Genomic DNA, 24,236 nt, shown 5'->3' with positions numbered 1-24,236 from the left:
TCGAGTGCACGCGGACACGCCCGTGCCAACCAAGGTTGGCACCTACCCAGGCGTGTCCCGTCAGGGTTTCGGCGCGAACTGCAGGCGGGTCCACACGCCGTAGTGGTCCGAGGCCCAGCGACCGCTGTCGTCGGGCTGGTCGAACAGGATCTTCGCCTCGCGCGCGACCATCTCGTCCTGCTGGAAGAAGATGTGGTCGATCCGCGACGTCGCCTGGTAATAGTGGCGGTTGAGCGTACTGACCCCGGACAGATCGGTGTTGACGTGCACGCTACCGTAACTGTCGCCGTAGTGGCTGCGCAGCTCGCTCAGATCGCCGGCATCCACCAGTGCATTGAAGTCACCTGCGATCACCACCGGCGCGCCCGCCGACGTCGCGCTGATGAAGCGCAGCAGGTCCTCGACCTGGCTGCGACGGATGCGTTGTCCGCTCTCATCACTGCGCTCGTTCAGATGCGTGGCGTAGACGTTTACCGGCGTGCCATCGACGTCGATGCGCAGGTGGGCCACGGTGCGGTAGTCGTCCAAGGGCTGCAGCAGATGATCCCCCTGGGCAAGGATCGGCCGCCGGGTCAGAAGCGCATTGCCGTAGCGCTTGGGCGCGCCGACCGCATCGGTGGACACGAACACGTACTTGTAGCCAAGTTGGCTGGCCAGCCATTGCGCCTGGTTTCGCACGTTGCGGCGTTGGATCACCTCCTGCAGGGCAACCGCATCCGGCTGCAGGCGCTTGAGTTCGGCCAGGATGGTGCGGCGCCGGCGTGGCCAGTCCTCGCGGTCATGATGCAGATTGAAGGTGACCATGCTCATGCCTGGCGCGGTGGCGACATCAGCCGCTGCCCCGGCGGCTGGATCGGCCGCCATCACGGCGCCCGGCAGTGCCAATGCAATGGCCAGCCCCAGGGCGCGCACGATCGTGCGCACTCTTGCCCCCTGCTGCTTCATCGTTACTGCCCCTTGCGCTCGGCGCGGCGCACCGCGCTCGGTACATCGATCTCGACCCGCGCCGGCAGCTGGTGCACGTGCAGTTCCTTGTTGACCCATTCGGCCGCTTCGCCGTTGATCGTCGCCTCGGCCGGATCACCGGCGTACGGCCACGGCAACACCACGCCACCGACCGGTGGCACCAGGCCCGGCTGCACCTCCAGCACCAGCTGCCTGTCGCTGCGCTGCAGGCGGTAGTTGAGCTGGCCCTGCGGCGTGCGCAGGCCCTGCACGGCGATGCCCTCGCCCTGCAGCCAGGCGCTCGGAATGCCGGCGGCCAGCACCAGCGCATCGTCCATGTCACGACTGTACGCGAACATGTCCAAGGCCGAGCGCACGAAGTCCGAGGCTACCCAGGCGTGCGGCAGGTCACCGACGAAGAACGGCTTGCGCGGCGTGCGCGAGACCACCTCGGCCCACTGGTTCCAGGCCTGCGGCGCACGGTCCCTGAAGAAGAACTCGGTGGCCTGCCAGGCGCGGTCACGCCAGCCCAGGCGTACGAACGCCGCCACGTTGCGCCACTCGTACGGGGTGTAGTCCTTCCACTCACGCTTGCCGTCGCGGCGGGCCACGAACTCCTTCCAATAGCGCTCGAAGGTGGCCTCCAGCGCCTGTTGGGGCAGTCGGCCCTGCTCGCCGCCCGGCGCCAGCGCGATGGTGGTCGAGGTCGCATCGAAATCGCCCAACTCGGCCGAGCCCGGCAGGTAGTCGATGTCGTGCTGCTGCATCGCCGACAGCAGCGAGGCCTGCAGGTCATCACGGAACTGGTCACGCGATCCGGCGATCTGCATCGCCTCGACCTTGCCCAGCTGGGCCGCCAGCGATGCCGCGTCCTTGTAGCCGCGCAACGCCCAGAAATTATCCCAGTACGAATGCATCGGCTTGGCCGAATAGCCTTCGTGGCTGATCGAGGCCGGCATCATCCCGTAGAAGGCAGGATTGCGTGCGCGGTTCTCCTCGGTGCGCTCGCTGGCGCGCAGCTGCTCCATGTAGTTGTAGGCGCCCTGCACGTGCGGCCACATCAGCTCGGTGAACGTGCTGTCGCCGGTGTAGCGTCCATACTCGGCAATGCTGTAGATCAGTTCGCCATGGCTGTCGTTCTCCGGTACCGGGTCGCTGCCGCGCGCGTCGACGCAGCACGGCACCTTGCCGTTCTCGAACTGGTACGGCGCATACCAGTTGATGTAGTCACGCACGGCATCGCTGCGCCCCATGCGCAGCAGGCCCTCGGAAATCATCGCGCCATCGCGGATCCAGCTGCGCGCGTACGAGCGCGTGCCCGGCTGCAGGCGTGGGCCAACCCGCGAGATCAGCATGTGCGCGACGGCCGTGCGCAGGGTATCGACCAGTGCCTGGCCCGCAGCCGGCACCTGCAGCGAGACCACGCCCAGCTTCTGCCGCCATTGATCGGCCACCTGCGCCTGCGCCTTGGCCACGTCCAGCGCCTGCGGCGCCCAGCCACCGGTCTGCGGCAGCACCACCGCCACTTCGCGGCTCTGCCCGGGCTCGAGCTTGATCGTGTACATCAGCGCACCCGACGCCATGCCGGTGCTGTCCTTCACTGCGGTCGTGGCCGGGTACTTGCCGCTTTCCAGATGCATCGCATCGAGCTTGCCATCGAACGTACTGGCAAAGCGCGCATCCGGCACCTGCAGCGGATAGATGCGCGGCTCACCGTTGACCCGAACCAGCTGTTCGCCCACATCCAGTGCATCGATGCGGCTGAAGCCACCGACGGTGTTGAGGAACTGGGTGGGCGGGTTGACCTGCCACGGACGGATTGCCAGCGCCAGGGTGTACTCGTGCGCGACCTTGTCCGGATTGCTCAGCCGGTAGCGGCCGATCAGCTGCGCGCGCTCGGGCGTGCCCTGCACGAAACTGGTCACCGAAAGCCCGGCCTTCTCATGCACCCAGTCGACGGTGGCGATCGGCAGGTAGTGATCCTGCAGCGACTGGGTGATGGCGACCTTCGACCAGTCCAGCAGCTTGCCGTCCAGGCGGATGAACGGCTCGATGCTGAAGCTGCCCTTGGCCGGCTCCAGCGCGCCATCTTCGCTGATCAGCGCCTGCTCCTGGCCACCATCAAGGCCGAGCAGGGTCCAGTACGGCTGTTCGCCCACATAGGCACGCGGCAACGAGCCACGCGGCAGATCGGCGGCCACCGAGGACAGGAAGGCATTGGGCGTTGCGGCGAACGCCAGCGGCTTGAGCGCGATGTCACGGATGCCGTAGCGCCAGTTCGGGCCATCGCGCAGATCGAAACGCACGTAGCGCGCGTCGGTATCCGGCAGCGCCAGCCAATCGCGCCCCCCCGCACCGCCGGTCACCTCGCGCACAGTGCGCCAGTCCCGGCCATCCTCGGACGTCCGCACGGTGTAGCGATTGGCTTCCAGGTTCGGCAGCCAATCGATCACTACACCGCCGATCTCGCGGCTCTTGTGCAGGTCCAGGCTGATGGTCTGCTGCTTGACGCCACCGCTGATCCAGAACGTGTCGCTCTTGCCGTCGATCATGCGGTCCTGCAGCGCGGTGGCCGTATCGGCAATCACCGATGGCACCAACGCCGAATCATCCTGCGGCGGCAGGCCCTGCAGGGTCAGCTTGTCGAAGCACACCGTGCCGCGGCCACCGACCTTGCTGTAGATCGTGAACTCGACGGCGGCGCTTCGTGCCATCTCCTTCTCGGGCGAGGGACCCCACGCCTTGTCGATCTGGCGGCGGCGGTACTCGACCGGCGTCCACGCCTTGGGGAAGCTGTAGCCGGGCCGGTTGACCCACCAGACGTTGTCGCCGCTGGCATCGATCAACTTGAACTGCAGGTCGTTGCCCGGCGATTCGCCACGCAGCTGGAATCCGAAGCGGTAATTGACCGGGTATTCGATGTTCAGCGCGCGGCGGATGCCGACGTAGCCGGAGACATCGTGGAAGTCATAGTCCAGGCACAGCGCGCGGCCACCACCGGCACCACTGACCGGGCGCAGCGAACCGCTGACCTGGTCGGACAGCACCAGCGTCCAGGCTGCGATGTCGTCGAAGTCGTCCAGCACCTTCGGTGCTGGCAGCGCCGGTGGTGCGGCGATCGCCAGGGAAGTCCACAACAGGCACAGTCCAACGGCGATCGTTCGCTTCATCCCTTGACGCTCCCCAGCAACAGACCTTGGATGTAGTACCGCTGCAGCACCAGGAACAGCGCCAGCACCGGGACCACGGTGACCACCGCGCCAGCCATCATCATTTCCACGTCCATGATGTGCTCGCGCGAGAGGGTGGCCAGTGCCACCGGCAAAGTGTAGTGCTCCTGGTCGGTCAGCACGATCAATGGCCACATGAAATCGTTCCATGCGCCCATGAAGGTGAAGATCGCCAGGGTCACCAGCACCGGCTTGAGCATCGGCAGCACGATCTGGAAGAAAATGCGCAGCTCCCCTGCCCCGTCGATGCGCGCCGCTTCCAGCAGTTCGTCCGGGATGGAACGCGCGTACTGGCGTACCAGGAAGATGCCGAACACGCTGGCCAGCGCTGGCACGATCACGCCACCGAAGCTGTTGACCAGGCCCAGCTGCTTCATCAGCAGGAACAGCGGCAGCATCGCCACCTGCGCCGGAATCACCAGCGCCGCCATCAGCACCTGGAACAGGCGCTCGCGGCCGACGAAGTTGAGCTTGGCGAACGCGTAGCCGGCCATGGTGTTGAGCAGCAGCGAACCGACCGTGATGCCGAGCGACACCAGCAGGCTGTTGGCGAAGTTGCCGCCCATGCCAGTGCGCGCGAACAGCTCATGGTAGTTGTGCGTGGTGATGCTGGAAGGCAGCAGCGGCGGCGGGAAATGGCTGGCCTCGCCCTGCGGCATGAACGAGACCGAGAGCATCCACAACAGCGGTGCCAGGCTGACCAGGGCCAGCACCAGCAACGCACCATTGATCAACCACGGGTACCAGCGCGACTGGCCGATTTCACGACTCATACCAACTGCCTCTTGCGGCCGAAACGCAGCATCACGGTGGTCACCGCCAGGATGATCAGGAACAGCAGGAACGCCACGGCGGAGGCGCGTCCCAGGTTCCACCACTTGAAGCCTTCCTCGAACATGAAATACAGCACGCTGACGGTGCTCTGCAGTGGGTCGCCGCGGGTCATCACGTAGGGTTCGGCGAACAGCTGGAAGTAGCCGGACACGGTGATCACGCCGACCACCAGCAGCACCGGGCCGAGCATCGGCAGGGTGATGTGCAGGAACTGCTTCCAGCGCGAGGCACCGTCGATGCGCGCGGCCTCGTACAGGTCATGCGGGATCGCCTGCAGGCCGGCCAGGAAGATCACCATGTTGTAGCCGAAGTTCTTCCACACCGCGAACAGCATGATGGTCGGCATCGCCCAGTTGGGATCGCCCAGCCAGTCGATCGGGCTGATGCCCAGATGGCCCAGGCCGTAGTTCACCAGGCCGTAGCTGGTATGGAACAGGTAGCGCCAGATCACCGCCACCGCCACCAGCGTGGTCACCACCGGCGCGAACAACGCAGTGCGGAACAGCGCCTTGAAGCGCGCGGCCGGCGCATTCAGCAGCATTGCCGCGCCCAGCGACACGCCGATCGACAAGGGCACGCCGATCAACACGAAGTAAGTGGTATTCCACAGCGACTTCCAGAACATCGGTGTCTGCAGCAGATCGATGTAGTTGCCGAGGCCGACAAAGCGCAGGTTGCTGCTGTCAGCCAGGGCATACAGGTCGAAGTCGGTCACGCTCAGCGCCAGCGCCGAAGCCACCGGCAGGCCGAAGAACACGCCCAGCACGATCAGCGAGGGACCGGCGAAAATCCAGCCGGCGAGTGAAGTACGTTTCATTGCGCGCTCCCGGCGGCCACGGCACTGCTCGATTGCGGCGACGGAACGCGCTGCTGCAGGCGTTGTTGTTCATGCATCCAGCGGCGCTTTGCCAGCACCTTGTCCACGCGCTGGTCGAGTTCTTCGACGGCCTTGTCCTGCGGCAGGCCACCGCGCACCACCTTCTCGGTGACGATGCGCATTTCCTGCACGATGCGCTCCCATTCGAGCACCTTCGGCGTCGGCTTGACCCGCTCCAGCTGGTCACGGAACGCTGCGGCCAGCGGATCGTTGGCCAGCGACGGCGCACTCCACGTGCTGCGGCGTGGCGGCAGGTCGCCGATGATCGAATGGAAACGTGCCTGGATCTGCGGGCGCGACAGGAACTCGATCAGCTTCCACGACGCCTCCTTGTGCTGCGACTTGCGGAAGATCACCAGGCTGGTGCCACCGGCGATGCCCGCGCCCGGACCATCCGGCCCCGGCAGCGCTGCGGTGCCCCACAGCCCTTCCAGTTCCTTCGGCTGCAGCTTCTTGAACTCGCGGATGTTCCATGGGCCGGAAATGTAGAAGACGTTGAAGCCGCGGAAGAACTCATCCCAGACGTTTGAGATCTGCGTCTCGGACATCTTCGGCGCCCAGCCCTGCTCGAACATGTTGGCGTAGAACGCCAGCGTGCGGCGGAAGCCGGGGCTGCTGAAGTTGCCGCGGGTGTCATCATCGCGCAGCAGCGGATCGGGCTGCTGCAGTGCCAGCGACAGCTGCTGCTCGAACTCGTTGATCGGCATCAGCACCGCATAGCGGTTCGGGCCCTGCATGCGCTTGATCGCTGCCATCTGCTCATCCCACTCCTGCCACGTGCGCGGCGGGTGGTCGTAGCCGGCCTTGGCCAGCAGGTCCTTGCGGTAGTAGATCAGGCGCGTATCGACATACCACGGCACGCCGACCAGCTCGCCGTGGATCACGTTGGTGTCCCAGATGCCCTGGAAATAGTCCTTCTCATCGACCACGGCAGAGTGATCGACGAACGGCTGCAACGGGGTCAGCGCATCGAGCTCGGCGAACTCCGGCACCCAGGTGTTGCCGAGCTGGCACACGTCCGGCAGGCCGTCGGCGGCGAACGCGGTCAGCAGCTTTTCGTGCGCAGCGGTCCACGGGATGTTCTGCACGTCCACCTTGATGCCCGGGTTCTCGGCTTCGAACTCATGGATCAGTTCGCTGACCACCTCGGCTTCCCGGCCCATTGCCCAGAAGCGCACAGTGGTGGTGCCCGGTTCGGTGCGGGCGCAGCCGGCCACGGCCAGTGCGGCCAGGGTTGGCAGTGTCCAGCGGCGCAGACGGTCGATCCAGTTCGGCATCGGGTTACTTGCCCTGGCCTGTGTTGCGGTTGGCATTGTTCTTCTGTTCCTGCGCGGCAGCCGCGCGTGATTCGGCGATACCCACCGCGCGTGCCGCCGCGGCCTTTTCGTCTTTCTGCAGTTCCAGCGGCTGGAACGAACCTTCCGGCGCCAGCCAGCCACCACTGAACCCCGCCCGCTCCAGGCCCTTGCGGATGTACGGGTTCTTCTTCATCACTTCCCAGACGAAATCATTGCGATAGTTGGCGATCATGGTCAGGATCGGCCCCTGGTCGATGGCGATGTAGTCGCTGGCGACCCAGCCACGATCCGGCACCACGCGGCCGGTCTTGATCGGGATGTCGTAGTTGAAGCTGGGATTGAACGAATCCAGGAAGCCGTAGCTGGAATAGATGTAATCGCCGTAGCGCTTGTGCATCTCCAGCGTGGCCGGGATCACCTGTTCCGGCGCGAACACCACCGACGCGATCGCGGCGGTCGGAGCGATGGTGCCGTCATCGAAGTTTTCGCGCAGGCCAGCGCCGCGCGAAGAGTAATGGCGGAACTGGCGCTGCTCGCCACGGTATTCCTGCGTGGTGTTCTGCGGGCCATCGCTGGCGGTCAGGCCCCAGACGTTCTCGCCGTAATCCTTCCACTGCATCGGGTTGGCGATGGCGTACTCGCGCTGGGCCAGTGCGGCCGAGCGGCTGTTGAGGAAGTAGGTGCTGCCGCGCTCGCGCATGTAGGCGTCCTGGATGTCGCGGAAGTCGATCCAGACGTGGCTGTACTGGTGGCCGAACAGTGGGCCGAAGGACAGGTATTCCTGGCCTTGGTAGACCCCCCAGTCGTTGTCATAGGTGCGCGTCCACACCGTCCACGCATCCGGGCTGACCGGGTGCGTCGGCGAACCGAGGGCAAGGATGTAGACCATCATGGCCTCGTTGTAGCCCATCCAGTCGTGGTCGATGAAACCGCTCTCGGGGAACCAGCCCATCGAGATCAGCGGCGCACGCTGCTGCAGCCAGGGCCAGTCGACCTTCCTGTACAACGTGTCGGCGATCTGGCGGATTTCCTTCTCGCGCGGATCGTCACCGTCGTAGTACGACTGCGCGAACAGCACCCCCATCATCAGCAGCGCGGTATCCACCGAGGACAGTTCGACCCAGCTGTCGTAGCGACGGCCTTCCTGCATGTCCAGGAAGTGGTAATAGAAGCCCTTGTAACCCGCCTTGCCGGTACGCTGCGGGCCCATCGGCACGTCGCGGAAGAATTTCAGGGTAGTCAGGGTGCGGTCGATCGCCTGGTTGCGGCTGACCCAGCCGTTCTCGATGCCGATCGGATACGCGGTCAGTGCGAAGCCGACCGAGGCGATGCTGGCGAACGGCCGCGACGGATAGCGGTCCGGGGTCAGGCCATTGATCTCGTTGGTGGTATCCCAGAAGAACTGGAAGGTGCGGCGCTCGATGTCATCGAACAGCGGCGGCAGCTCAGGTTTCATCGGCCGCGGCGGTGCATCGGCCTCGATCAGGATCACCGGCGGCCGCGGCTTGGCAGGCTCCTGCTGGGCCGGCTGGCAGGCGGCCACGGCCAGGCTCAACGCTGCGGCGGACAACAGATGACGTGCCTGCATGGCGCGATTTCTCCGGTGGTCTGATCGATGGGAAAGCATACCGTCCAATGATCTGAAATCGTTTACAAGGTGCGTTCTTAAAAAACCACGAAAAACGTGGTTTGACACCGCGATCATTGCCCATGCCGATGCCCCCTGACCGGCAGCGGCATGGGCAATGGACCGGCACAGGGCCGGCCATTGCTGTTTTCACGCGCCCGATGCCGCCGGCGGAGCGGCGGCATCGGGGTCATGCATCCATCCGGGCTTAGAAGCGGAAGCCCACTTCGGCCTTGACCTGGCGCGGCGTACCGACGATGTCGCCGGTCTCGTTGTAGCTCGCGGTCAACTTGCCATTCTTGTAGTAGTTGTAGTTCGAGAAATTGTCGAAGTTGAACACATTGATGATGTCGATACGCGCATACAGCTCGGTATCGCCCGGCATCTTGAACGTCTTCGTCGCCTGCAGGTCGACCGAGCGATAACCGAAGATCTTGCCACCCAGCAGGAACTTGCCGTTGCCACCCGGAACCGCCGCCATCGGGGTCGGCAGGTCGAAGCCATTGGCCTGCGGCACGCCGTACCAGTCGTTGATCGCGGTCGGGGTGGCCAGGGTGATCTTGCCACCGAAGGTGATGCCCCAGAAGCCCGCATACGAACCGGTCACCACCAGGCGGTGACGCGGCGCGCCGTTGGAGCGGATGGTCGGGTAGTCACCGATCACGCCACGGTCGAACGCGTAGTGCTCGTTGATGTCACGGTTGTGGCGGGCGGTGGTCCAGGTATAGGCGATGGAGGTGCCCCAGCCGCTTTCCTGGGTGAACGGCTTCTGCGCCGACAACAGGATCTGGGTAGCACGGGTCTTGATGCCCTGCTGGCCGATGATCAGGCTGCCGAAGCCCGGCACGTTGCAGCTCCACGCCTGGCCCAGACCGGCTTCGGTGCCACCGCACAGACGCGGATCGTCGAAGAAGTTGCCGGTCGGGTAGCGGTTGCCCAGGGTGAAGGCGAAGCCGTCATAGGTGAGCGTGCGCGAGATGGTGGCGTCGGTCAGCCAGTCGCCGATCTGGTTGCTCATGCCCAGGCTAAACTGGTCAGCGTAGGGCACCTTCAGATTGTTGTTCAGCAGGTCGACTTCCAAGCCGGCATTGCTGGTCGAACCGACCAGGCTCTGGAGGTTGCCGATACCGTTGAGCAGGTTCGGGTTCCAGTCATAGCACGCGGCGTTGCCCTGGAAGCACTGACCGGTTGCCGGATTGCGGAAGTAGATCGTCGGCTGCGGCAGGGCCAGCTTGGTGGTTTCCAGCTGCAGGTAGTCGAACAGGTCGCGGTCGTAGGAACGACCGGCACCACCGTGGATCACGTGCTGCTCGTCGGCATTGATGTCATACGAGAAACCCAGACGCGGCTGCCAGGCATTCTTGAATGCCTTGCGGTTGTGGCCGTTGCTGATGTAATCGTTGATGTTCAGGCCGCTCAGCGCCAGCGTGTAGCGTGTAGCGTGTAGCGTAGCTCTGGCCAGCGGCGGCACGCGGATCCTGCGCGAACAGCGCATTGACCACTTCCGGCGGGGTCACGAAGTCCAGATAGGACGGGTTCTTCTCGTAGTCCCAGCGCAGGCCGAGGTTCAGCTGCAGGTGGTCGTTGACCTGCCAGTCATCCTGGATGAACAGACCGATCTGCTTCACCTTCGAGCGCACTTCGCCGGACACGCCGGACACGCCGGTGACCGGCTTCACGAACTGTGCCTTGTACGGGATGCTGTCCGGGAAAGTCGGGTTGTCGATGGTGTAGTAGAACTGCGGATTGATCTGCGCCGCATCGGAGGCGTACAGGTCGATCTGCTTGTACTTGGCACCCATCTTGATGGTGTGGTCGCCCGCCCACTGGATGCCATCCAGGGTCAGGTTGTCTTCGATCGACCAGCCCTTCTGGCCCTTCACCTGCGACGACATTGCCGAGGAACCACCGATCGAGACGATGGCGCGCTCCTCGTTCTTGCCGTCCGGCGCGGTGTAGTTGAAACCGTTGCCCATGCTCAGCGGCTTGGGATTGTTGAACGAATCCTCGTGGGTAACCATCAGCTCGTTGTAGTAACGCTCACCGCTGTGGTTCCAGCGCAGCGCGTAACGGCGGTCAGTGTTCTTGGTTTCCTTGCCGTGCATCGGCGCGGTCTGGTCCGAGAACTGCTGCTGGGTTTCATCACGGTCCTGGAAGGTCAGTTCCAGGCGATCGTTGTCGGTCGGCTCGAAGTCGACCTTGGCGAAGATCAGGTCCTGCTGGAACGGCTGGCTGGCCGGGCCCAGGCCGGCCTGGGCATCAGCCGGGACGCGGTTGGCCTTGTTGGTCACCGAACCATGCGGGGCGATGGTCACCGGCAGATCGAAGCGCTTGGCTTCATAGGTCACGAAGAAGTGGGCCTTGTCCTTGACGATCGGGCCGCCCAGGGCGAAGCCGTATTCCTTCTCGGCCGAATCCTCCTTGCCCTTGCCCGGCTGACGCTCGGCCGGGGTCATCGCGCGCATGCTGTCGTTGGTATAACGGTAGAAGGTTTCACCCTTGAACTCGTTGGTACCCGACTTGGTCGCGGCCGTGACCGCTGCACTGGACACCTGGCCGTACTCGGCCTTGTAGTTGCCGGTGATGACCTTGTACTCGCCGATGGCCAGCTGCGGGAACGGGTTACCGGCACTGCCGGACTGACCGGCCACGCCGCCGCCCTTGACGTAGCTCTTCTGGCCCACACCGTCGATGTACACGTTGGTGCCGTCGGAGTTGGTGGCACCGCCGCGCAGCGAGGTGTTGCCCTTGGCGTCGCGGGTGAAGATCATGCCCGGCACCGCGTCGGCGAACTCCAGGAAGTTGCGCGAGACCTGCGGGGTGGTCTGGATCTGCTGCAGGCTGACGGTCTTGCCGACTTCGGACGTGCGCACTTCCTGCAGCAGGGTCGGCGCGACGACGTTGACAGTGTCCAGGTTGGTGGCTGCGGTCGTACCCGGGGTGCTGCTGGCAGCGCCGGCAAAGTTCAGGGTAGCGGTCGAGGCCACGGTGACGGTGACCTTCTGCGACTGGCCGTTGGCGACCACGTCATAGGTGCCCGGGTCCAGGCCCATCAGCGAGTAGCTTCCATCGGCACGGACGGTACCGCGACGGACGGTGCCGGTGGCCACGTTGGTGGCGGTCACCTCGGCGCCGGCCTGCGCGCCGGAAACCTGGCCGCGCAGGCTGGCATTGGCCGACTGCGCCATGACGTTCGGAGCAGCAGCCAGCATCAGGCAGCTGACCAGTGCGGTGCTCAGCAGCCGGCGCGCCGGCGTGCGGAAGGTGGTGTGCATCATCAACTCAATCTCCGGGTGGCGGTAACCGCTTGCGCGGTCCCTGCGATCAATCAAAAAAGAAGGAACGCCTCCGGCTTCAACGGCCGGATGGCGGAGTGGTGGAATCGCGAACTATCAAGCGGGGAACCAGGGTCTGCTTGTCCCCTGTCCCATCCGTGGAGGTGCCGTCCATCAACTGCATCAGGCGCGTCATGGCCCGATCGCCGAGTTCGGCGATGCTGACCTGCATGGTGGTCAGCGACGGGTGGACGAAACGCGCCAGTGGAATGTCATCGAAACCGGCCAGGGCGACGTCGGACGGAACGTGGACACCTGCCTGCGTGAACGCATACAGGCAACCCAGCGCCATCATGTCGTTGGCGGCGAACACGGCATCAGGCAGCGCTCCGGCTGCCAACAACTCCTGACCGGCGCGATGGCCGGAAGCTTCGTCGAAATCACCGGGCAGCTCGATGCCTTCGGCGTCACTGCCGAAAGCCGCCAACGCGTCACGGAAGCCACGCAGGCGCTCGCGCGCGTCGAAGTTGAGGTCCGGGCCAGAAATGAAAGCGATACGGCGGTGACCCGCGTCAAGCAGATGGCGGGTCATCGCCATCGCACCGGCATGGTCATCGATGCTCAGCACCGGGTGGTCCTGCCCGGGCAGATAGGTGTTGATCAACACCGTTGGCAACGACTGCGGCAGGTTGTCGGTCAGGAATCCCGGGCTCTCCGCATAGGGCGAGAGCACCAGCAGGCCGTCGACGCGGCCGCGCATGGCGCGCAGGGCAGCGCCCTGCTGCTCCTGGTCACCGTGGTAACTGGACACCAGCAGGTGCTGGCGGCGGTTGCGGGCGACGTTGTCGATGCCGCGCATCAGCTCGGAGAAGAATTCGCCGTACAGGTCAGGCAGTACCACGCCCACCGTATTGGTGCGACGGCTGCTGAGGCTGCGGGCGGCGGCGTGCGGGGTGTAACGCAGCCGTGCGGCCACCTCCAGCACAAGCTGGCGGACCGGTTCGGCGACATTTTCATGCCCGTTGAGCGCGCGGGAAACCGTGGCCACGGAGACCCGGGCTTCGCGAGCGACGTCTTTGATTGTGATAGCTGCCTTGTTCACGAAGCCGCCCTCCACGGCTTGGACCTACCAGCATTGGCGCGGAATGTAAGCGTTTCCATCTGGGCTTGTAAACAGTCCGTTAGGCGAATGTCCTGAAATGGACATGGAAATCTGTCTGTGGCGGGCCCGCTGACGGACCCGCCAGGACAGTGTGGGACAAGGGCTCAGCCCTGTTCTGACGGGGTCAATGCACGAATGGACAGCGCGTGGATGTCGGTCTCCATCATCGCGCCCAGCGCGGCATAGACCGCGCGATGCCGGGCCAGTGGCCCCAGTCCGGCGAAGCGTTCACTGACCACATGCACGTTGAAATGACCGCGGCCATCGCGCGCACCGGCGTGGCCTGCATGACGATGACTGTCGTCTTCGATTTCCAGCACGCTCGGGGCCAGCGCCTGCTGCAGTGCGTCACGCATCCGCTCGATCCGCTCCGCGTTCACGGCAGGACCTTGCGGAACGGACGCACCTGTACATGGGTGTAGACGCCCGCGGCTACGTAAGGGTCGGCATCAGCCCAGGCCTGGGCCTGCACGAGCGACTCGAACTGCGCGATCACCACCGAACCACTGAAGCCGGCCGGGCCCGGGTCCTCGCTGTCTACTGCCGGGCACGGTCCGGCCAGCAGCAGGCGGCCTTCGTCGCGCAGCGCGTACAGGCGCGCCAGGTGTTCCGGACGTGCTTGCAGTCGCTGTGCCAGCACGTCCTGGCCGTCATAGCCTTCAATCACATACCACACGGCATTTCCTCGCTTGCGTTGTCGGGTGCGCAGATTCTAGCCAATGCCGCCCTCGCCCCAGCCCGGCTGGACACTGGCGCGACAAAGGCTTACCCTAGACACCATTGCACGTGGCTGGATGCAGCAGCCCGTCGGTTTCTGCGGCCAATGCAGCCCCCGACGACCGTCCCGCTGCTTCGAACCGGACCACTTGGCCGGGCCACGTAGACGACCTCCCCGTAGTTCCGTCGCTGCCGTTTCCTGCGGCGCGTCCTGCTGTTTGATATGTGTGGAATCGCGCCGATCCCGGCGTGTCTGGTGCCGTGGGGCGCCGTGGCGTTGGCCCGGTGAACCCGCTGCCGCGACTGGTCCGATGCAATCCTGATGTCCATTAGATGACTTCCGAACTCGCGCTCGACGCGAACCCGCCAACCCGGCCGCCCGCCCCCCAGCAGCAGGAAATGCCGCTGGCCGTGGTGCATGGGCAACCGGTCCTGCAGATTCCGCAGGACCTGTACATCCCGCCGGACGCGCTGGAAGTCATCCTGGATGCCTTCGAAGGCCCGCTGGACCTGCTGTTGTACCTGATCCGCCGCCAGAACCTGGACGTACTGGACATTCCCGTGGCCGAGATCACCCGGCAGTACGTGGAATACATCACCGTGATGCGCGAGCTGCGCTTCGAGCTGGCCGCCGAGTACCTGGTCATGGCCGCGATCCTGGCCGAGGTGAAGTCGCGCATGCTGCTGCCGCGCCCGGTCAGCGAGGAAGGCGATGAGGCCGACCCGCGCGCCGAACTGGTGCGCCGCCTGCAGGAGTACGAACGCTTCAAGCAGGCCGCCGAGGACATCGACGCCCTGCCCCGCCAGGACCGCGACACCACGGTGGCACACGCCTTCATGCCCGAACGTGCTGCGGTGAAGCTGCCGCCGCCGGTGGACCTGAAGGAAATGCTGCTGGCCCTGCACGACGTGCTCAAGCGCGCCGAGCTGTTCAGTGGCCACGCCATCAAGCGCGAGGCGCTGAGCGTGCGGCAACGCATGGGCGAAGTGCTGGGCCGGCTTGAAGATGGCAAGTTCTACCGTTTTGAAGGGCTGTTCACCGCAGAAGAAGGCAAGCTGGGCGTGCTGGTCACGTTCCTGGCGGTGCTGGAACTGGCCAAGGAACAGCTGCTGGACATCGTCCAGGAAGAGCCGCTGGCACCGATCTACGTGAAGTCCCTGGCCGCCGGCAACACCAATGCCCCGCTGCAGTTCAGCAGCGAGTTCGACGACAACGACGCCGCCAACGAGAACGAGTGAGCGCTGACTGCCGATGGACCAAACGCTGATCAACCGCATTGTCGAGGGTGCCCTGCTGGCCTCCAGCCAGCCGCTCACCCTGGCCCAGCTGAAAGACCTGTTCCCGGAAGAGGAGCCGGCACCGCCGGGCAGCATCGAACGTGCGCTTGAGCGCCTGCGCGAAGCCTGCGAAGGCCGTGGCGTGGAACTGGTCGAGGTCGCCTCCGGCTTCCGCTACCAGGTGACCGGCGAAGTGCATGGCTGGATCAGCCGGCTGTGGACCGAACGCAAGACCCGCTATACCCGTGCCACCCTGGAAACCCTGGCGCTGATCGCCTATCGGCAGCCGATCACCCGTGGCGAGATCGAGCAGGTGCGCGGCGTGGCGGTCAGCAGCAACATCATCCAGGCGCTGGAGGAACGCGAGTGGATCCGCGTGGTCGGCCACCGCGACGTGCCCGGCAAGCCTGCCCTGTTCGGCACCACCAAGGGCTTCCTGGACTACTTCGGCCTGAAGCGCCTGGACGAGTTGCCGCCGCTGTCGGAACTGAAGGACCTGGGCGAGCTGGAACCCCAGCTGGCCCTGGACCGCGACGCACCGGCCGCCGCCAGTGCCGAGGGTCCGGACATTTCGGCTGGCGCCGATGGCGCTGCTGCCAACGATGACGCCGGCCTGGCCGGCAGCGACACCCCCGATTCCGCCGACGCAGCGTCTGCGTCGGCTTCCGATGAGCAAGCACCTTCGCCCCTTGATGATGGGCACCCCGATTCCGCGCCGGGCGAGCGCGCGGTGCCCCTGAACGAACGCGAAGACAACGCCGTCGCGATGACGACCGTGGCTGTTGACCAAGCCGATTCCGAACCAGAGGCCGACCCCGAAACCGTCGGCCGGAGCAAAACTGATGAGTGACACCCCCCGTAACAAGCTCTCGCTCAAGCGCGAAGCCACCTCCGAACAGTTCAAGCTGGAAGAGCGCCTGCACAAGGTGCTGGCCCAGGCCGGCCTGGGTTCGCGCCGCGCGCTGGAACAGCGCATCGCCGAAGGCCTGGTCAAGGTCAACGGTGAAGTCGCGCAGACCGGCATGTCGGTCAAGAGCGGCGACAAGATCGAGCTGGATGGCCGCGGCTTCGTCGCCACCGCCCTGGCCGAACCGTCGCGCGTGCTGGTCTACAACAAGCCGGAAGGCGAAGTGACCACCCGCGAAGACCCCGAAGGCCGCCCGACCGTGTTCGAATCGCTGCCGCCGCTGAAGGGCGCGCGCTGGATCGCCATCGGCCGCCTGGACATCAACACCACCGGCCTGCTGCTGGCCACCACCGACGGTGAACTGGCCAACGCCATGATGCACCCGTCGTTCGAGGTCGAGCGCGAGTACGTGGTGCGCGTGCGCGCCCCGGAAGGCGAGGAGAAGGTCTCCGACGCCATCGTCGACCGCCTCGCACGCGGCGTGGCACTGGAAGACGGCCCGGCCAAGTTCGACGAGATCGAACGCATCGGCGGCACCGACTCGCACGACTGGTTCCGCGTCGTGGTGAAGGAAGGCCGCAACCGCGAAGTGCGCCGTCTGTGGGAGTCGCAGGGCTGCCAGGTCAGCCGCCTGAAGCGCACCCGCTACGGCAAGGTGAGCCTGCCGCGCGAACTGGCCCGTGGCCATTCGGTGGAACTGGGCACCGCCCAGGTTGAAGCCCTGCGTGCGCAGCTGAAGCTGGAAGAAGGCGCGCCGTCGGCTCTGACCCTGCAGCCGGTGATCGGCCAGCGTCGCGCCGCCAAGACCACCGTGCGCGTGCGCGAAGGTGGCCGTGGCAATGCCTACGTCAACGGCCATAACACCGCGGACGAAGGCCGCGAGCTGCGTCGCTTCGACAACGTCCGCGAAGACCGCGGCCGTGGCCGCGGCGGCAAGGGCGGCGGTTTCAAGGGTGGCCTGACGGTCAGCGGTGAAGCAGCAGCCAAGCAGTCGCAGAAGCCGTTCAAGCAGCGCACCCAGAAGAACGACCGTTCGCTGCCGGAAGGCAACCCGGCCGCGTTCCGCACCTGGTACGTGCCGGATGGCGTGAGCACGGGCCCGAGCGGCCATCGCAATGCCGGTCCGGGCGCGCGCGGCCCGGGTGCCCGTGGTCCGGGCGCAGGCGGCCAGGGCCGTCCGTACGGCAAGCCGAAAGGTCCGGGCGCGGGTGGCGGACAGGGCCGTGGCGGTTTCGGCGGTGAAGGCCGTGGCGGCGCAGGCGGCCAGGGTCGTCCGGCCGGTGCCGGCAACCGCTCGCAGGGCCAGGGCAACAAGCACCCGTATGGCCATCCGGGCAATGCCCCGAGCTTCCCGTCCGACCACGCCACGCCGGGCTTCAACCCGTATGGCAGCCCCAAGCCGGCGCAGGGCGCCCGTCCGGGCGGTCGCGGGCCGGGTGGTGGCAACCGTGGTCCGGGCGGCAATCGCGGCCCCGGCGGTCCGGGTGGCAACCGTGGCCCGGGTGGCCCCGGCGGCAACCGCGGTCCGGGCGGCCCGCGCCGCAGCGGCCCGCGCGGCGGCTGATCACCGGCACGCCTGAAATGAAAAACCCCGGCGCAGGCCGGGGTTTTTCGTTGAAAAGGGGACGGAGGGGATTAAGTCGTTTTTGCCACGGCCTGTGTCAAAGGGGCGAAAGCGACTTAATCCCCTCCGTCCCCTTTTGCGTGGCGCTGGAACGCGGCGGGTGTGGTGCCGGTCATGCCGCGGAAGAAGGCGATGAACGGGCTCTCGGCGGAGAAGCCGGTGTCCTGCGCCACGTGCGCCACGCGTTGGCCCAGCAGCAGCAACTCCATGGCCCGCATCAGGCGCCATTGCTGGCGCCAGGCCTGGTAGCTCATGCCGGTATCACGCTGCATCAACCGGCCGACGGTACGCGCGCTCAGGCCCGTGCGCGCGGCCAGCTCCCCCAGTTCGGGCGGCAGCTGTTCGGCCACCGGGAGGCACCGTGCGATCCGCGGATCACGAGGCAGAGGCAGGTCCATCGGCGCCACCGGTGCAGCAGCGATTTCCAGCACGCACAACGCCAGTTGGTGGTGCGCGCGCGGCGACTGCCAGTCATGGTCGAACGGCGCCTGCGCGATCGGCTCCAGCAAGGCCTGCAGCAGCGACCCCACGCCGATGATCGCCGGCTGCCGGGGCAGCTGGGCCGACAGCGTGGCGTCGAAGTACAACGAACGGTAGTCGACCGCCTGGCGCATCTGCGCGCGATGGCGCAGCCCGCCCGGAATCCACGCGGCGCGCGCGGGCGGCAGCAGGCTGATGCGATCACCGTAGGTCAGGCGCGTGCAGCCCTGCCGGGTATACAGCAGCTGCGCGCGTGCATGCTGGTGCCAACCCGAGTCGTGATCCGCCAGTGAGGCTGCAATCCCCAGCACCGGAGCGCTCCAGGCATCGGCGTCGAAGTGCGCGTGCGGCTGCAACCAGGCCATGTCTTATTTCATACATTCGATGACAGGATAGACAGAGTGCGCCATTGCGGACGCGACCACAATGCGCGGCCCTGTTCCTGGAGCGCCCGCATGTCGCGCCGCCTGTTGTTGCTCACCATTGCACTGCTGATGTTCCCGCAGTTGGCACAGACCCTGTACAGCCCGGCCCTGGCCGATCTGGCCGAACGCTTCGCCCTGCCGCCGAGTGCCGCCAGCCAGGCCATGAGCCTGTACCTGTTCGGCTTCGCTGCAGGCGTGCTGCTGTGGGGGCGCCTGGCCGATCGTATCGGTCGTCGCCCTGCCCTGCTATGCGGGCTGGCCGTGTTCGCACTGGCCGCCTGCGGCGGCCTGCTGGCCAGCACCTTCGGCCAGGTCCTGCTGGCACAGGCACTGGCCGCACTGGGTGCGGCGGCGGCCTCGGTGGTAACCCAGACCGTACTACGCGACCACCTGCAGGGACCCGCGTTGGCGCAGGCATTCTCCTGGATCGGCATGGCCCTGGCCCTGAGCCCGGCCATCGGCCTTGCACTGGGCACGCTGCTGGTCGCCGCCCATGGCTATGTCGGCGTACAGTCCGGCCTGCTGCTGATCGCTGCCCTGCTGGCAGTCGCATGCCTGGCGGGCCTGCGCGAAAGCCGCCCTGCACAGATCCCGCACGCGCCCATGCTGCCGTTGCTGCGGGAACTGCTGCGCGATCGCTGGATCTGGTCACACGCGTTGCTGGTGATGGCCTTCAACGTGGCAATGTACAGCTGGTATGTGCTCGGCCCCTTCGTGTTTGCGCGCCTGGACTGGCCAGCCACCTGGTTCGGCGCCAGCGGCGCGGTGCTGGCACTGGGCTCGGCACTGGGCGCGTGGGGCAATGGCCGCCTGCTGCGTGCAGGCGTTGCCGCAACCACGCGCATCCGCATCGCTGCAGGACTGGTCCTGACGGGAGGCCTGCTGGCCGCGCTGCTGCATGATCACCCTGCCCTGATCGCGGCGATGGTGCCGGTGGTGACGGGCTTCGGCCTTGCCATTCCCAATGTGCTCGGCCAGGCCCTGCGCGGCTATCCACACTGTCTCGGCAGCGCAGGCGCGCTGTTCGGCCTGCTCTACTACCTGTTGATCGGTGCGGCAATGGCGCTGGTCGGTGCGGTACAGATGCTGGCACCGACCGTTATCGCGTGTGGCCTGCTGGCCTTGTGGCTGCAACGGCGGCGTCCCGCTGCAGCCTAGGAATTGCTGCAAAAGCAGCGCACTGTGCTGGCCTTCCGGGAACGGCTTTGATTCCCCGGCTATCGTGCGCGCGCTCCCACACAAGGCAGATGCCCATGATCACCATCACCGCCGAACAGGCCCGCGCCAACGTCGATGCCGCCAAGCGCCCGATCGAACTGTTCTACCGCGATCTCGACAACGCCATCCAGATCGGCTCGGAAAATGGCCGCCGCTACATCGTGTTCGGCTTCAGCCAGGTGATGGCCAGCGAGCAGCTCGTCGAAGATGTGGTCGCACAGCTGCTGAAGAATGGTTTCGGTGTCGAACGGTTGTTGAGCGATTCCGAACAGCACTACATCCGCATCAGCTGGGGAACTGCCGCGCCGTCGCGCCTCAGCGCCGGCTGAGGGTGAACGCGGTGCCGTCCACGCCCAGATCCCAGCCCTTGCCGGTACCGGACAGGGCCAGCGAGATGTCGCCCTTGGTCATCACCTGCGCGTTGCTGGACTTCACCGCACCGGCATGCGCGCCGACCGAGGCGTAAGTACCCAGCAGCTCGTTGACGCTGACTGCGCCGGTGAAGCTGCCACGTCCGTTGGTGATCTTCGACTTGCCCACGGTCAGGCCGCCGCCCTTCATCTGGATGCGCACCGGCATGCTGGCGCCATTGCTGCAGGTGACCGTGCCATTGCCGGATGCAGTCTTGTAGATCAGCGACCAGCCAGAGAGGTTGTAGCGCAGCTCGCAGTCGAGGTTGCCAGCGGCGTGCGCGGCCGGGGCCAGCGATGCGGCAGACAGGGCAAGCAGCAGGGCGAAGGGCTTGTTCATGGCAGGACTTCCAGTTCGGTCGGACTGCCGGCGAATCTAGCAGCGCGCGCGTGCACGTTGGATGCAGGCGCACGCGCTGGTGCAGCAGTGTTCAGGCCGGTGCTCAGGCCTGTTCGTCCAGGTGGAAGGCATCGGCATCGAGCATCGCCGGGAAACGCGCGCGGTGTGCGGCCAGCGCCTCGGCCGAGATGGTGGTGGTGACCACCTGTTCGCGTTCGCGGATCTCCACCTGCGGCTGGCCGAGGAAATCCAGCACCGCGCTGTCGCCTGCGTAGTGCAGCTGGTTGCCATCGACACCGACGCGGTTCACCGCTGCCACGAAGCACAGGTTTTCAATCGCACGTGCACGCAGCAGCGTCTTCCACGCATAGGCGCGTGCCGACGGCCAGTTGGCGACGAAGATCTGCAGGTCGAAATCCAGCTGCTGCGGACGCTCCACGTTGTAGCGGTTGCGGCAGAACACCGGGAAACGCAGGTCGTAGCAGACCTGCGGATTGATCCGCCAGCCCTTCCATTCCACGCTCAGGCGGTCGCGACCGGCGGCATAGCGCTCGTGCTCGCCGCCGTAACGGAACAGGTGGCGCTTGTCGTAGTACTGCAGGTCGCCATCGGGCGTGGCGAACAGCAGGCGGTTGTAGACGCCCTCGCCGTCGCGCAGCTGCACGCTGCCGATCAACGCCGCGTTCAAGGTCCTGGCTTGTTCGCGCACCCAGGCCACGGTCTGGCCGTCCATGCCTTCGGCCTGGGCAATGGCGTCGTTGGAGAAACCACTGGTGAAGGTCTCCGGCAGGATCACCAGGTCGGTGGTGCCGGCCAGCGGTGCGAGCAGCGCGCCGTAGTAGGCGCGGTTGCCGGCCGGATCGTGCCAGCGGGTGTCGCCCTGGACGAGGGAAATGCGCAGGTCCTGCATGTTCAAGCCTCGCTCAGAGCAGGCGCAGGCGTTCGATCGCCGCGTCCATCGTTGCTTCATTCTTGGCAAAGCACAGGCGCACCAGGCGCTGGCCGGCCGGCGGGTTTTCGTAGAACGGCGACAGCGGGATCGCGGTCACGCCCTTCTCGATGGTCAGCCACTTCACGAACTCATGGTCCGGCAGGTCGCTGATGGCCGAGTAGTCGACCAGCTGGAAGTAGCCGCCGGGGACCGGCAGCGCCTTCAGGCGAGTGCCGGCCAGCTGCTCGCGGAAACGGTCGCGCTTGGCCTGGTAGAACGCGCCCAGCTCCAGGTGGTGTTCGGGTTCGTCGCGGATCATCGCGGCGAAGCCGTACTGCGCCGGGCCGAAGCTGGTGAAGGTGTTGTACTGGTGCACCTTGCGGAACTCGGCGGTCAGTGCCGGTGGTGCGATCGCATAGCCGATCTTCCAGCCGGTGCAGTGATAGGTCTTGCCGAAGCTGGAGATCACGAACGCGCGCTCGCGCAGTTCCGGGTAGCGCAGCGCCGATTCATGGCGGCGGCCGTCGTAGATGATGTGTTCGTACACCTCATCTGAGATCAGGTAGATCTGCGTGCCACGCAGCAGCTCGGCCAGTGCCTGCATGTCCTGCGCCGACAGCATCGCGCCGGACGGGTTGTGCGGGGTGTTGACGATCAGCATGCGGGTGCGCGGGGTGATCGCCGCACGCACGCGGTCCCAGTCGACCGCGAAGGTCTGCGGATCCAGCGACACATGCACGGCCTTGGCACCGGCCAGGTCGATCGCCGGTTCATAGCAGTCATACGCCGGGTCGAGCACGATCACTTCCTCGCCGGCACGCACCACGGCGTGGATGGCGTTGAAGATGGCCTCGGTACCGCCACTGGTGACGGTGATCTCGCTGTCCGCATCGACCTGCGCGCCGTAGCAGTCCAGCGCCTTCTGCGCGATGGCCTGGCGCAGCGGCGCCACGCCGGTCATCGGCGGGTACTGGTTCAGCCCGGCGGCCATCGCCCTGGCGGTCTCGTCGATCAGGCGCTGCGGCGCCGAAAAGTCCGGAAAACCCTGGCCCAGGTTGACTGCGCCGTGTTCGGCGGCGAGCTGGGACATCACGGTGAAGATCGTGGTACCGACCTTGGGCAGCTTGGTGTTCGGTTGCATCGGCCTGGGCTGTGGGGGAACAGGCCTGCGAGTTTACGCAATCCGCGCGTCGGTAGTGCCGGCCGCTGGCCGGCCCCCCTGGGACGATCTGCGACGCCGGGTCGCATCTGCCGGCCAGCGGCCGGCACTACCATCGGCATTCACCGCTACAATTGCCATCGCACTCCGGCATGAAGACCCCTGCCCCTTGAACACCCCTGCATTGCTGGCCGCCAGCGGCCTGAGCTTCTCCCGCAATGACGAGCCGGTGTTCGGCCCGCTGGACTTCCATGTGGACGCCGGCGAAGCCCTGCTGGTGCAGGGCGGCAATGGCGCCGGCAAGACCACCCTGCTGCGCGTGCTGGCCGGCCTGGCCCGGCCCGGCGCCGGCCAGGTGCGGATCGACGGCAAGCCGGCGAGCAATGCCGAACGTGCACGCTACGTGGCCTACCTCAGCCATCTGCCGGCCCTGAAGCCAGACCTGGACACGCTGGAGAACCTGCACTTCCTGTGCGGCCTGCATGGACGGCGTGCGCGGCAGATGCCCGGCAACGCGCTGGCCATCGTGGGCCTGGCCGGTTATGAGGACACTCTCGTTCGGCATCTGTCCGCCGGGCAGAAGCGGCGGCTGGCACTGGCACGCATCTGGCTGTCGCCGGCGCCGCTGTGGCTGCTGGACGAGCCCTATGCCAACCTCGACCTGGAGGGCATCACCCTGGTCAACCGCATGATCTCGGCGCACCTGCGTGCCGGCGGCGCTGCGCTGGTCACCACCCATGGCGCCTATGCCGCACCGCCGGTGCGTACCCGCCAGCTCGACCTCGGCGGTGCCGCATGATCGCGCCGGGTACCGAGCCAGGCCTGTGGCAGACCGCAGGCGCCCTGCTCAAGCGCGACCTGCGCCTGCTCTGGCGCCGCCGCGGCGATGCGCTGCAACCCCTGCTGTTCGCGGTGCTGGTAGTGGTGCTGTTCGCGCTGGCCCAAGGCCGCGAACCACAGCTGCTGGCCGCCACCGCCGGCGCGGTGCTGTGGCTTGCTGTGCTGCTGGCGGGCCAGCTGTCGCTGGATTCACTGTTCCGTTCCGACGCTGAAGATGGCTCGCTGGAACAGTGGCTGCTGGCGCCGGTGCCGCTGGCCTGGCTGGTGCTGGTGCGCGTGCTCCTGCACTGGGCGACCACTGCGCTGCCGCTGATCGTGGTCAGCCCGCTGTTGGCCGAAATGCTGCATCTGCCGCATGACCAGCTGCCGATGTTGCTGGCATCGTTGCTGCTGGGAACGCCGTTGCTGAGCCTGATCGGTGGCGTGGTCGCCGCACTGACCGTTGGCATCCGACGCTCTGGTATTCTCGTGGCGCTGCTGTCGCTGCCGCTGTACGTGCCGGTGCTTGTGTTCGGCGCCGGCAGCCTGGCGGCAGCCGGACGCGGGCAGGATCCGGTCGGTGCGCTGCTGATGCTGGGCGCTGGCCTGCTGCTCGCGCTGGTGCTGGCTCCGCTGGCCACTGCCGCTGCAATACGTATTTCTCTGAGTTGACCGAGCTG

The 24,236-nt window shown here is 66.1% G+C and carries 20 protein-coding genes and 1 pseudogene; 7 read left to right on the top strand and 14 right to left on the bottom strand.

Annotated features, from left to right (window positions below; translation table 11 throughout):
- Positions 1 to 60 precede the first annotated feature (60 nt).
- The 10 genes and pseudogenes from AC5P6X_RS09555 to AC5P6X_RS09510 all read right to left on the bottom strand — a co-directional run bounded on the left by AC5P6X_RS09555 (position 61) and on the right by AC5P6X_RS09510 (position 13,924).
- On the bottom strand, positions 61 to 945 hold the full coding sequence (locus tag AC5P6X_RS09555; protein WP_049451712.1) for an endonuclease/exonuclease/phosphatase family protein: 885 nt from the start codon (positions 943 to 945) through the stop codon (positions 61 to 63).
- A gap of 2 nt (positions 946 to 947) precedes the next feature.
- Positions 948 to 4,115, bottom strand: coding sequence for a discoidin domain-containing protein (locus AC5P6X_RS09550; protein WP_099606092.1), 3,168 nt, complete (start codon positions 4,113 to 4,115; stop codon positions 948 to 950).
- The gene (locus tag AC5P6X_RS09545; RefSeq protein WP_005410322.1) at positions 4,112 to 4,948 is read right to left on the bottom strand and encodes a carbohydrate ABC transporter permease; all 837 of its coding nucleotides are present in this window, start codon (positions 4,946 to 4,948) and stop codon (positions 4,112 to 4,114) included. Before AC5P6X_RS09545 ends, AC5P6X_RS09550 begins: the two co-directional genes overlap by 4 nt.
- The gene (locus AC5P6X_RS09540; RefSeq protein WP_005410323.1) at positions 4,945 to 5,826 is read right to left on the bottom strand and encodes a carbohydrate ABC transporter permease; all 882 of its coding nucleotides are present in this window, start codon (positions 5,824 to 5,826) and stop codon (positions 4,945 to 4,947) included. The genes AC5P6X_RS09545 and AC5P6X_RS09540 overlap by 4 nt, the downstream gene beginning before the upstream one ends.
- Positions 5,823 to 7,163 carry a sugar ABC transporter substrate-binding protein gene (locus AC5P6X_RS09535; RefSeq protein WP_099606091.1) on the bottom strand — a complete coding sequence of 447 codons (1,341 nt, stop codon included), beginning with the start codon at positions 7,161 to 7,163 and terminating at the stop codon, positions 5,823 to 5,825. Before AC5P6X_RS09535 ends, AC5P6X_RS09540 begins: the two co-directional genes overlap by 4 nt.
- 4 nt (positions 7,164 to 7,167) lie before the next feature.
- On the bottom strand, positions 7,168 to 8,772 hold the full coding sequence (locus AC5P6X_RS09530; RefSeq protein ID WP_049451706.1) for a glucoamylase family protein: 1,605 nt from the start codon (positions 8,770 to 8,772) through the stop codon (positions 7,168 to 7,170).
- Between the two features lie 247 nt (positions 8,773 to 9,019).
- Positions 9,020 to 12,089 (bottom strand): annotated as a pseudogene (locus AC5P6X_RS09525) (TonB-dependent receptor).
- A gap of 76 nt (positions 12,090 to 12,165) precedes the next feature.
- Complete coding sequence (locus AC5P6X_RS09520) at positions 12,166 to 13,203, bottom strand: LacI family DNA-binding transcriptional regulator (RefSeq protein WP_012480808.1); 1,038 nt, start codon at positions 13,201 to 13,203, stop codon at positions 12,166 to 12,168.
- A gap of 149 nt (positions 13,204 to 13,352) precedes the next feature.
- Positions 13,353 to 13,604 carry a BolA family protein gene (locus AC5P6X_RS09515; RefSeq protein WP_032963317.1) on the bottom strand — a complete coding sequence of 84 codons (252 nt, stop codon included), beginning with the start codon at positions 13,602 to 13,604 and terminating at the stop codon, positions 13,353 to 13,355.
- Between the two features lie 20 nt (positions 13,605 to 13,624).
- Complete coding sequence (locus tag AC5P6X_RS09510; protein WP_049451704.1) at positions 13,625 to 13,924, bottom strand: YciI family protein; 300 nt, start codon at positions 13,922 to 13,924, stop codon at positions 13,625 to 13,627.
- Between the two features lie 374 nt (positions 13,925 to 14,298).
- Here AC5P6X_RS09510 and AC5P6X_RS09505 point away from each other — a divergent pair, with 374 nt between their 5' ends.
- Genes AC5P6X_RS09505 through AC5P6X_RS09495 form a run of 3 tightly spaced genes read left to right on the top strand, consistent with a single transcriptional unit; the run spans position 14,299 to position 17,714 of the window.
- The gene (locus AC5P6X_RS09505; RefSeq protein ID WP_005410330.1) at positions 14,299 to 15,204 is read left to right on the top strand and encodes a segregation and condensation protein A; all 906 of its coding nucleotides are present in this window, start codon (positions 14,299 to 14,301) and stop codon (positions 15,202 to 15,204) included.
- 13 nt (positions 15,205 to 15,217) lie between these two features.
- Positions 15,218 to 16,093: an SMC-Scp complex subunit ScpB gene (scpB, locus tag AC5P6X_RS09500; RefSeq protein WP_005410331.1), complete on the top strand. Its 876-nt coding sequence runs from the start codon at positions 15,218 to 15,220 to the stop codon at positions 16,091 to 16,093.
- A complete protein-coding gene (locus AC5P6X_RS09495) occupies positions 16,086 to 17,714 on the top strand; it encodes a pseudouridine synthase (RefSeq protein ID WP_005413982.1) in 1,629 nt (542 codons plus the stop codon). The genes scpB and AC5P6X_RS09495 overlap by 8 nt, the downstream gene beginning before the upstream one ends.
- A 116-nt stretch (positions 17,715 to 17,830) precedes the next feature.
- Here AC5P6X_RS09495 and AC5P6X_RS09490 read toward each other — a convergent pair whose 3' ends face one another.
- Positions 17,831 to 18,619 (bottom strand): AraC family transcriptional regulator, encoded by a 789-nt coding sequence (locus AC5P6X_RS09490; protein ID WP_005410333.1) that lies wholly within the window; start codon positions 18,617 to 18,619, stop codon positions 17,831 to 17,833.
- Positions 18,620 to 18,709: 90 nt separating this feature from the next.
- Here AC5P6X_RS09490 and AC5P6X_RS09485 point away from each other — a divergent pair, with 90 nt between their 5' ends.
- Entirely contained in the window at positions 18,710 to 19,837 is a 1,128-nt protein-coding gene (locus tag AC5P6X_RS09485) for an MFS transporter (RefSeq protein WP_099606090.1), read from the top strand.
- A gap of 95 nt (positions 19,838 to 19,932) precedes the next feature.
- Positions 19,933 to 20,226 carry a hypothetical protein gene (locus AC5P6X_RS09480; RefSeq protein ID WP_005413984.1) on the top strand — a complete coding sequence of 98 codons (294 nt, stop codon included), beginning with the start codon at positions 19,933 to 19,935 and terminating at the stop codon, positions 20,224 to 20,226.
- Here AC5P6X_RS09480 and AC5P6X_RS09475 read toward each other — a convergent pair.
- The 3 genes from AC5P6X_RS09475 to AC5P6X_RS09465 all read right to left on the bottom strand — a co-directional run bounded on the left by AC5P6X_RS09475 (position 20,213) and on the right by AC5P6X_RS09465 (position 22,719).
- Positions 20,213 to 20,647 (bottom strand): hypothetical protein, encoded by a 435-nt coding sequence (locus tag AC5P6X_RS09475; RefSeq protein ID WP_005410336.1) that lies wholly within the window; start codon positions 20,645 to 20,647, stop codon positions 20,213 to 20,215. The genes AC5P6X_RS09480 and AC5P6X_RS09475 overlap by 14 nt on opposite strands.
- Before the next feature lie 103 nt (positions 20,648 to 20,750).
- On the bottom strand, positions 20,751 to 21,557 hold the full coding sequence (locus tag AC5P6X_RS09470; protein ID WP_099606089.1) for an amidohydrolase: 807 nt from the start codon (positions 21,555 to 21,557) through the stop codon (positions 20,751 to 20,753).
- 13 nt (positions 21,558 to 21,570) lie between these two features.
- Positions 21,571 to 22,719, bottom strand: a complete 1,149-nt coding sequence (locus tag AC5P6X_RS09465) for a pyridoxal phosphate-dependent aminotransferase (protein ID WP_005410338.1) — start codon at positions 22,717 to 22,719, stop codon at positions 21,571 to 21,573.
- Here AC5P6X_RS09465 and ccmA point away from each other — a divergent pair.
- On the top strand, positions 22,673 to 23,536 hold the full coding sequence (gene ccmA, locus AC5P6X_RS09460; RefSeq protein ID WP_407073027.1) for a heme ABC exporter ATP-binding protein CcmA: 864 nt from the start codon (positions 22,673 to 22,675) through the stop codon (positions 23,534 to 23,536). The two genes, AC5P6X_RS09465 and ccmA, sit on opposite strands and share 47 nt — an antisense overlap.
- Positions 23,533 to 24,228 carry a heme exporter protein CcmB gene (gene ccmB / locus AC5P6X_RS09455; RefSeq protein WP_005410340.1) on the top strand — a complete coding sequence of 232 codons (696 nt, stop codon included), beginning with the start codon at positions 23,533 to 23,535 and terminating at the stop codon, positions 24,226 to 24,228. The genes ccmA and ccmB overlap by 4 nt, the downstream gene beginning before the upstream one ends.
- The last annotated feature ends 8 nt before the right edge of the window (positions 24,229 to 24,236 follow it).

It is taken from the genome of Stenotrophomonas sp. YJH_SMC_40 (genome assembly GCF_059368615.1).
This window is presented reverse-complemented; position numbering and strand designations above follow the sequence as displayed.

Coding starts and splice junctions, on each gene's coding strand:
- AC5P6X_RS09535 (WP_099606091.1), bottom strand. CDS start 7,163: ATGCCGAACTGGATCGACCGTCTGCGCCGCTGGACACTGCCAACCCTG.
- AC5P6X_RS09495 (WP_005413982.1), top strand. CDS start 16,086: ATGAGTGACACCCCCCGTAACAAGCTCTCGCTCAAGCGCGAAGCCACC.
- ccmB (WP_005410340.1), top strand. CDS start 23,533: ATGATCGCGCCGGGTACCGAGCCAGGCCTGTGGCAGACCGCAGGCGCC.
- AC5P6X_RS09465 (WP_005410338.1), bottom strand. CDS start 22,719: ATGCAACCGAACACCAAGCTGCCCAAGGTCGGTACCACGATCTTCACC.
- AC5P6X_RS09470 (WP_099606089.1), bottom strand. CDS start 21,557: ATGCAGGACCTGCGCATTTCCCTCGTCCAGGGCGACACCCGCTGGCAC.
- AC5P6X_RS09545 (WP_005410322.1), bottom strand. CDS start 4,948: ATGAGTCGTGAAATCGGCCAGTCGCGCTGGTACCCGTGGTTGATCAAT.
- AC5P6X_RS09475 (WP_005410336.1), bottom strand. CDS start 20,647: ATGAACAAGCCCTTCGCCCTGCTGCTTGCCCTGTCTGCCGCATCGCTG.
- AC5P6X_RS09505 (WP_005410330.1), top strand. CDS start 14,299: ATGACTTCCGAACTCGCGCTCGACGCGAACCCGCCAACCCGGCCGCCC.
- AC5P6X_RS09540 (WP_005410323.1), bottom strand. CDS start 5,826: ATGAAACGTACTTCACTCGCCGGCTGGATTTTCGCCGGTCCCTCGCTG.
- AC5P6X_RS09480 (WP_005413984.1), top strand. CDS start 19,933: ATGATCACCATCACCGCCGAACAGGCCCGCGCCAACGTCGATGCCGCC.
- scpB (WP_005410331.1), top strand. CDS start 15,218: ATGGACCAAACGCTGATCAACCGCATTGTCGAGGGTGCCCTGCTGGCC.
- AC5P6X_RS09555 (WP_049451712.1), bottom strand. CDS start 945: ATGAAGCAGCAGGGGGCAAGAGTGCGCACGATCGTGCGCGCCCTGGGG.
- AC5P6X_RS09490 (WP_005410333.1), bottom strand. CDS start 18,619: ATGGCCTGGTTGCAGCCGCACGCGCACTTCGACGCCGATGCCTGGAGC.
- AC5P6X_RS09485 (WP_099606090.1), top strand. CDS start 18,710: ATGTCGCGCCGCCTGTTGTTGCTCACCATTGCACTGCTGATGTTCCCG.
- AC5P6X_RS09515 (WP_032963317.1), bottom strand. CDS start 13,604: ATGCGTGACGCACTGCAGCAGGCGCTGGCCCCGAGCGTGCTGGAAATC.
- AC5P6X_RS09550 (WP_099606092.1), bottom strand. CDS start 4,115: ATGAAGCGAACGATCGCCGTTGGACTGTGCCTGTTGTGGACTTCCCTG.
- AC5P6X_RS09530 (WP_049451706.1), bottom strand. CDS start 8,772: ATGCAGGCACGTCATCTGTTGTCCGCCGCAGCGTTGAGCCTGGCCGTG.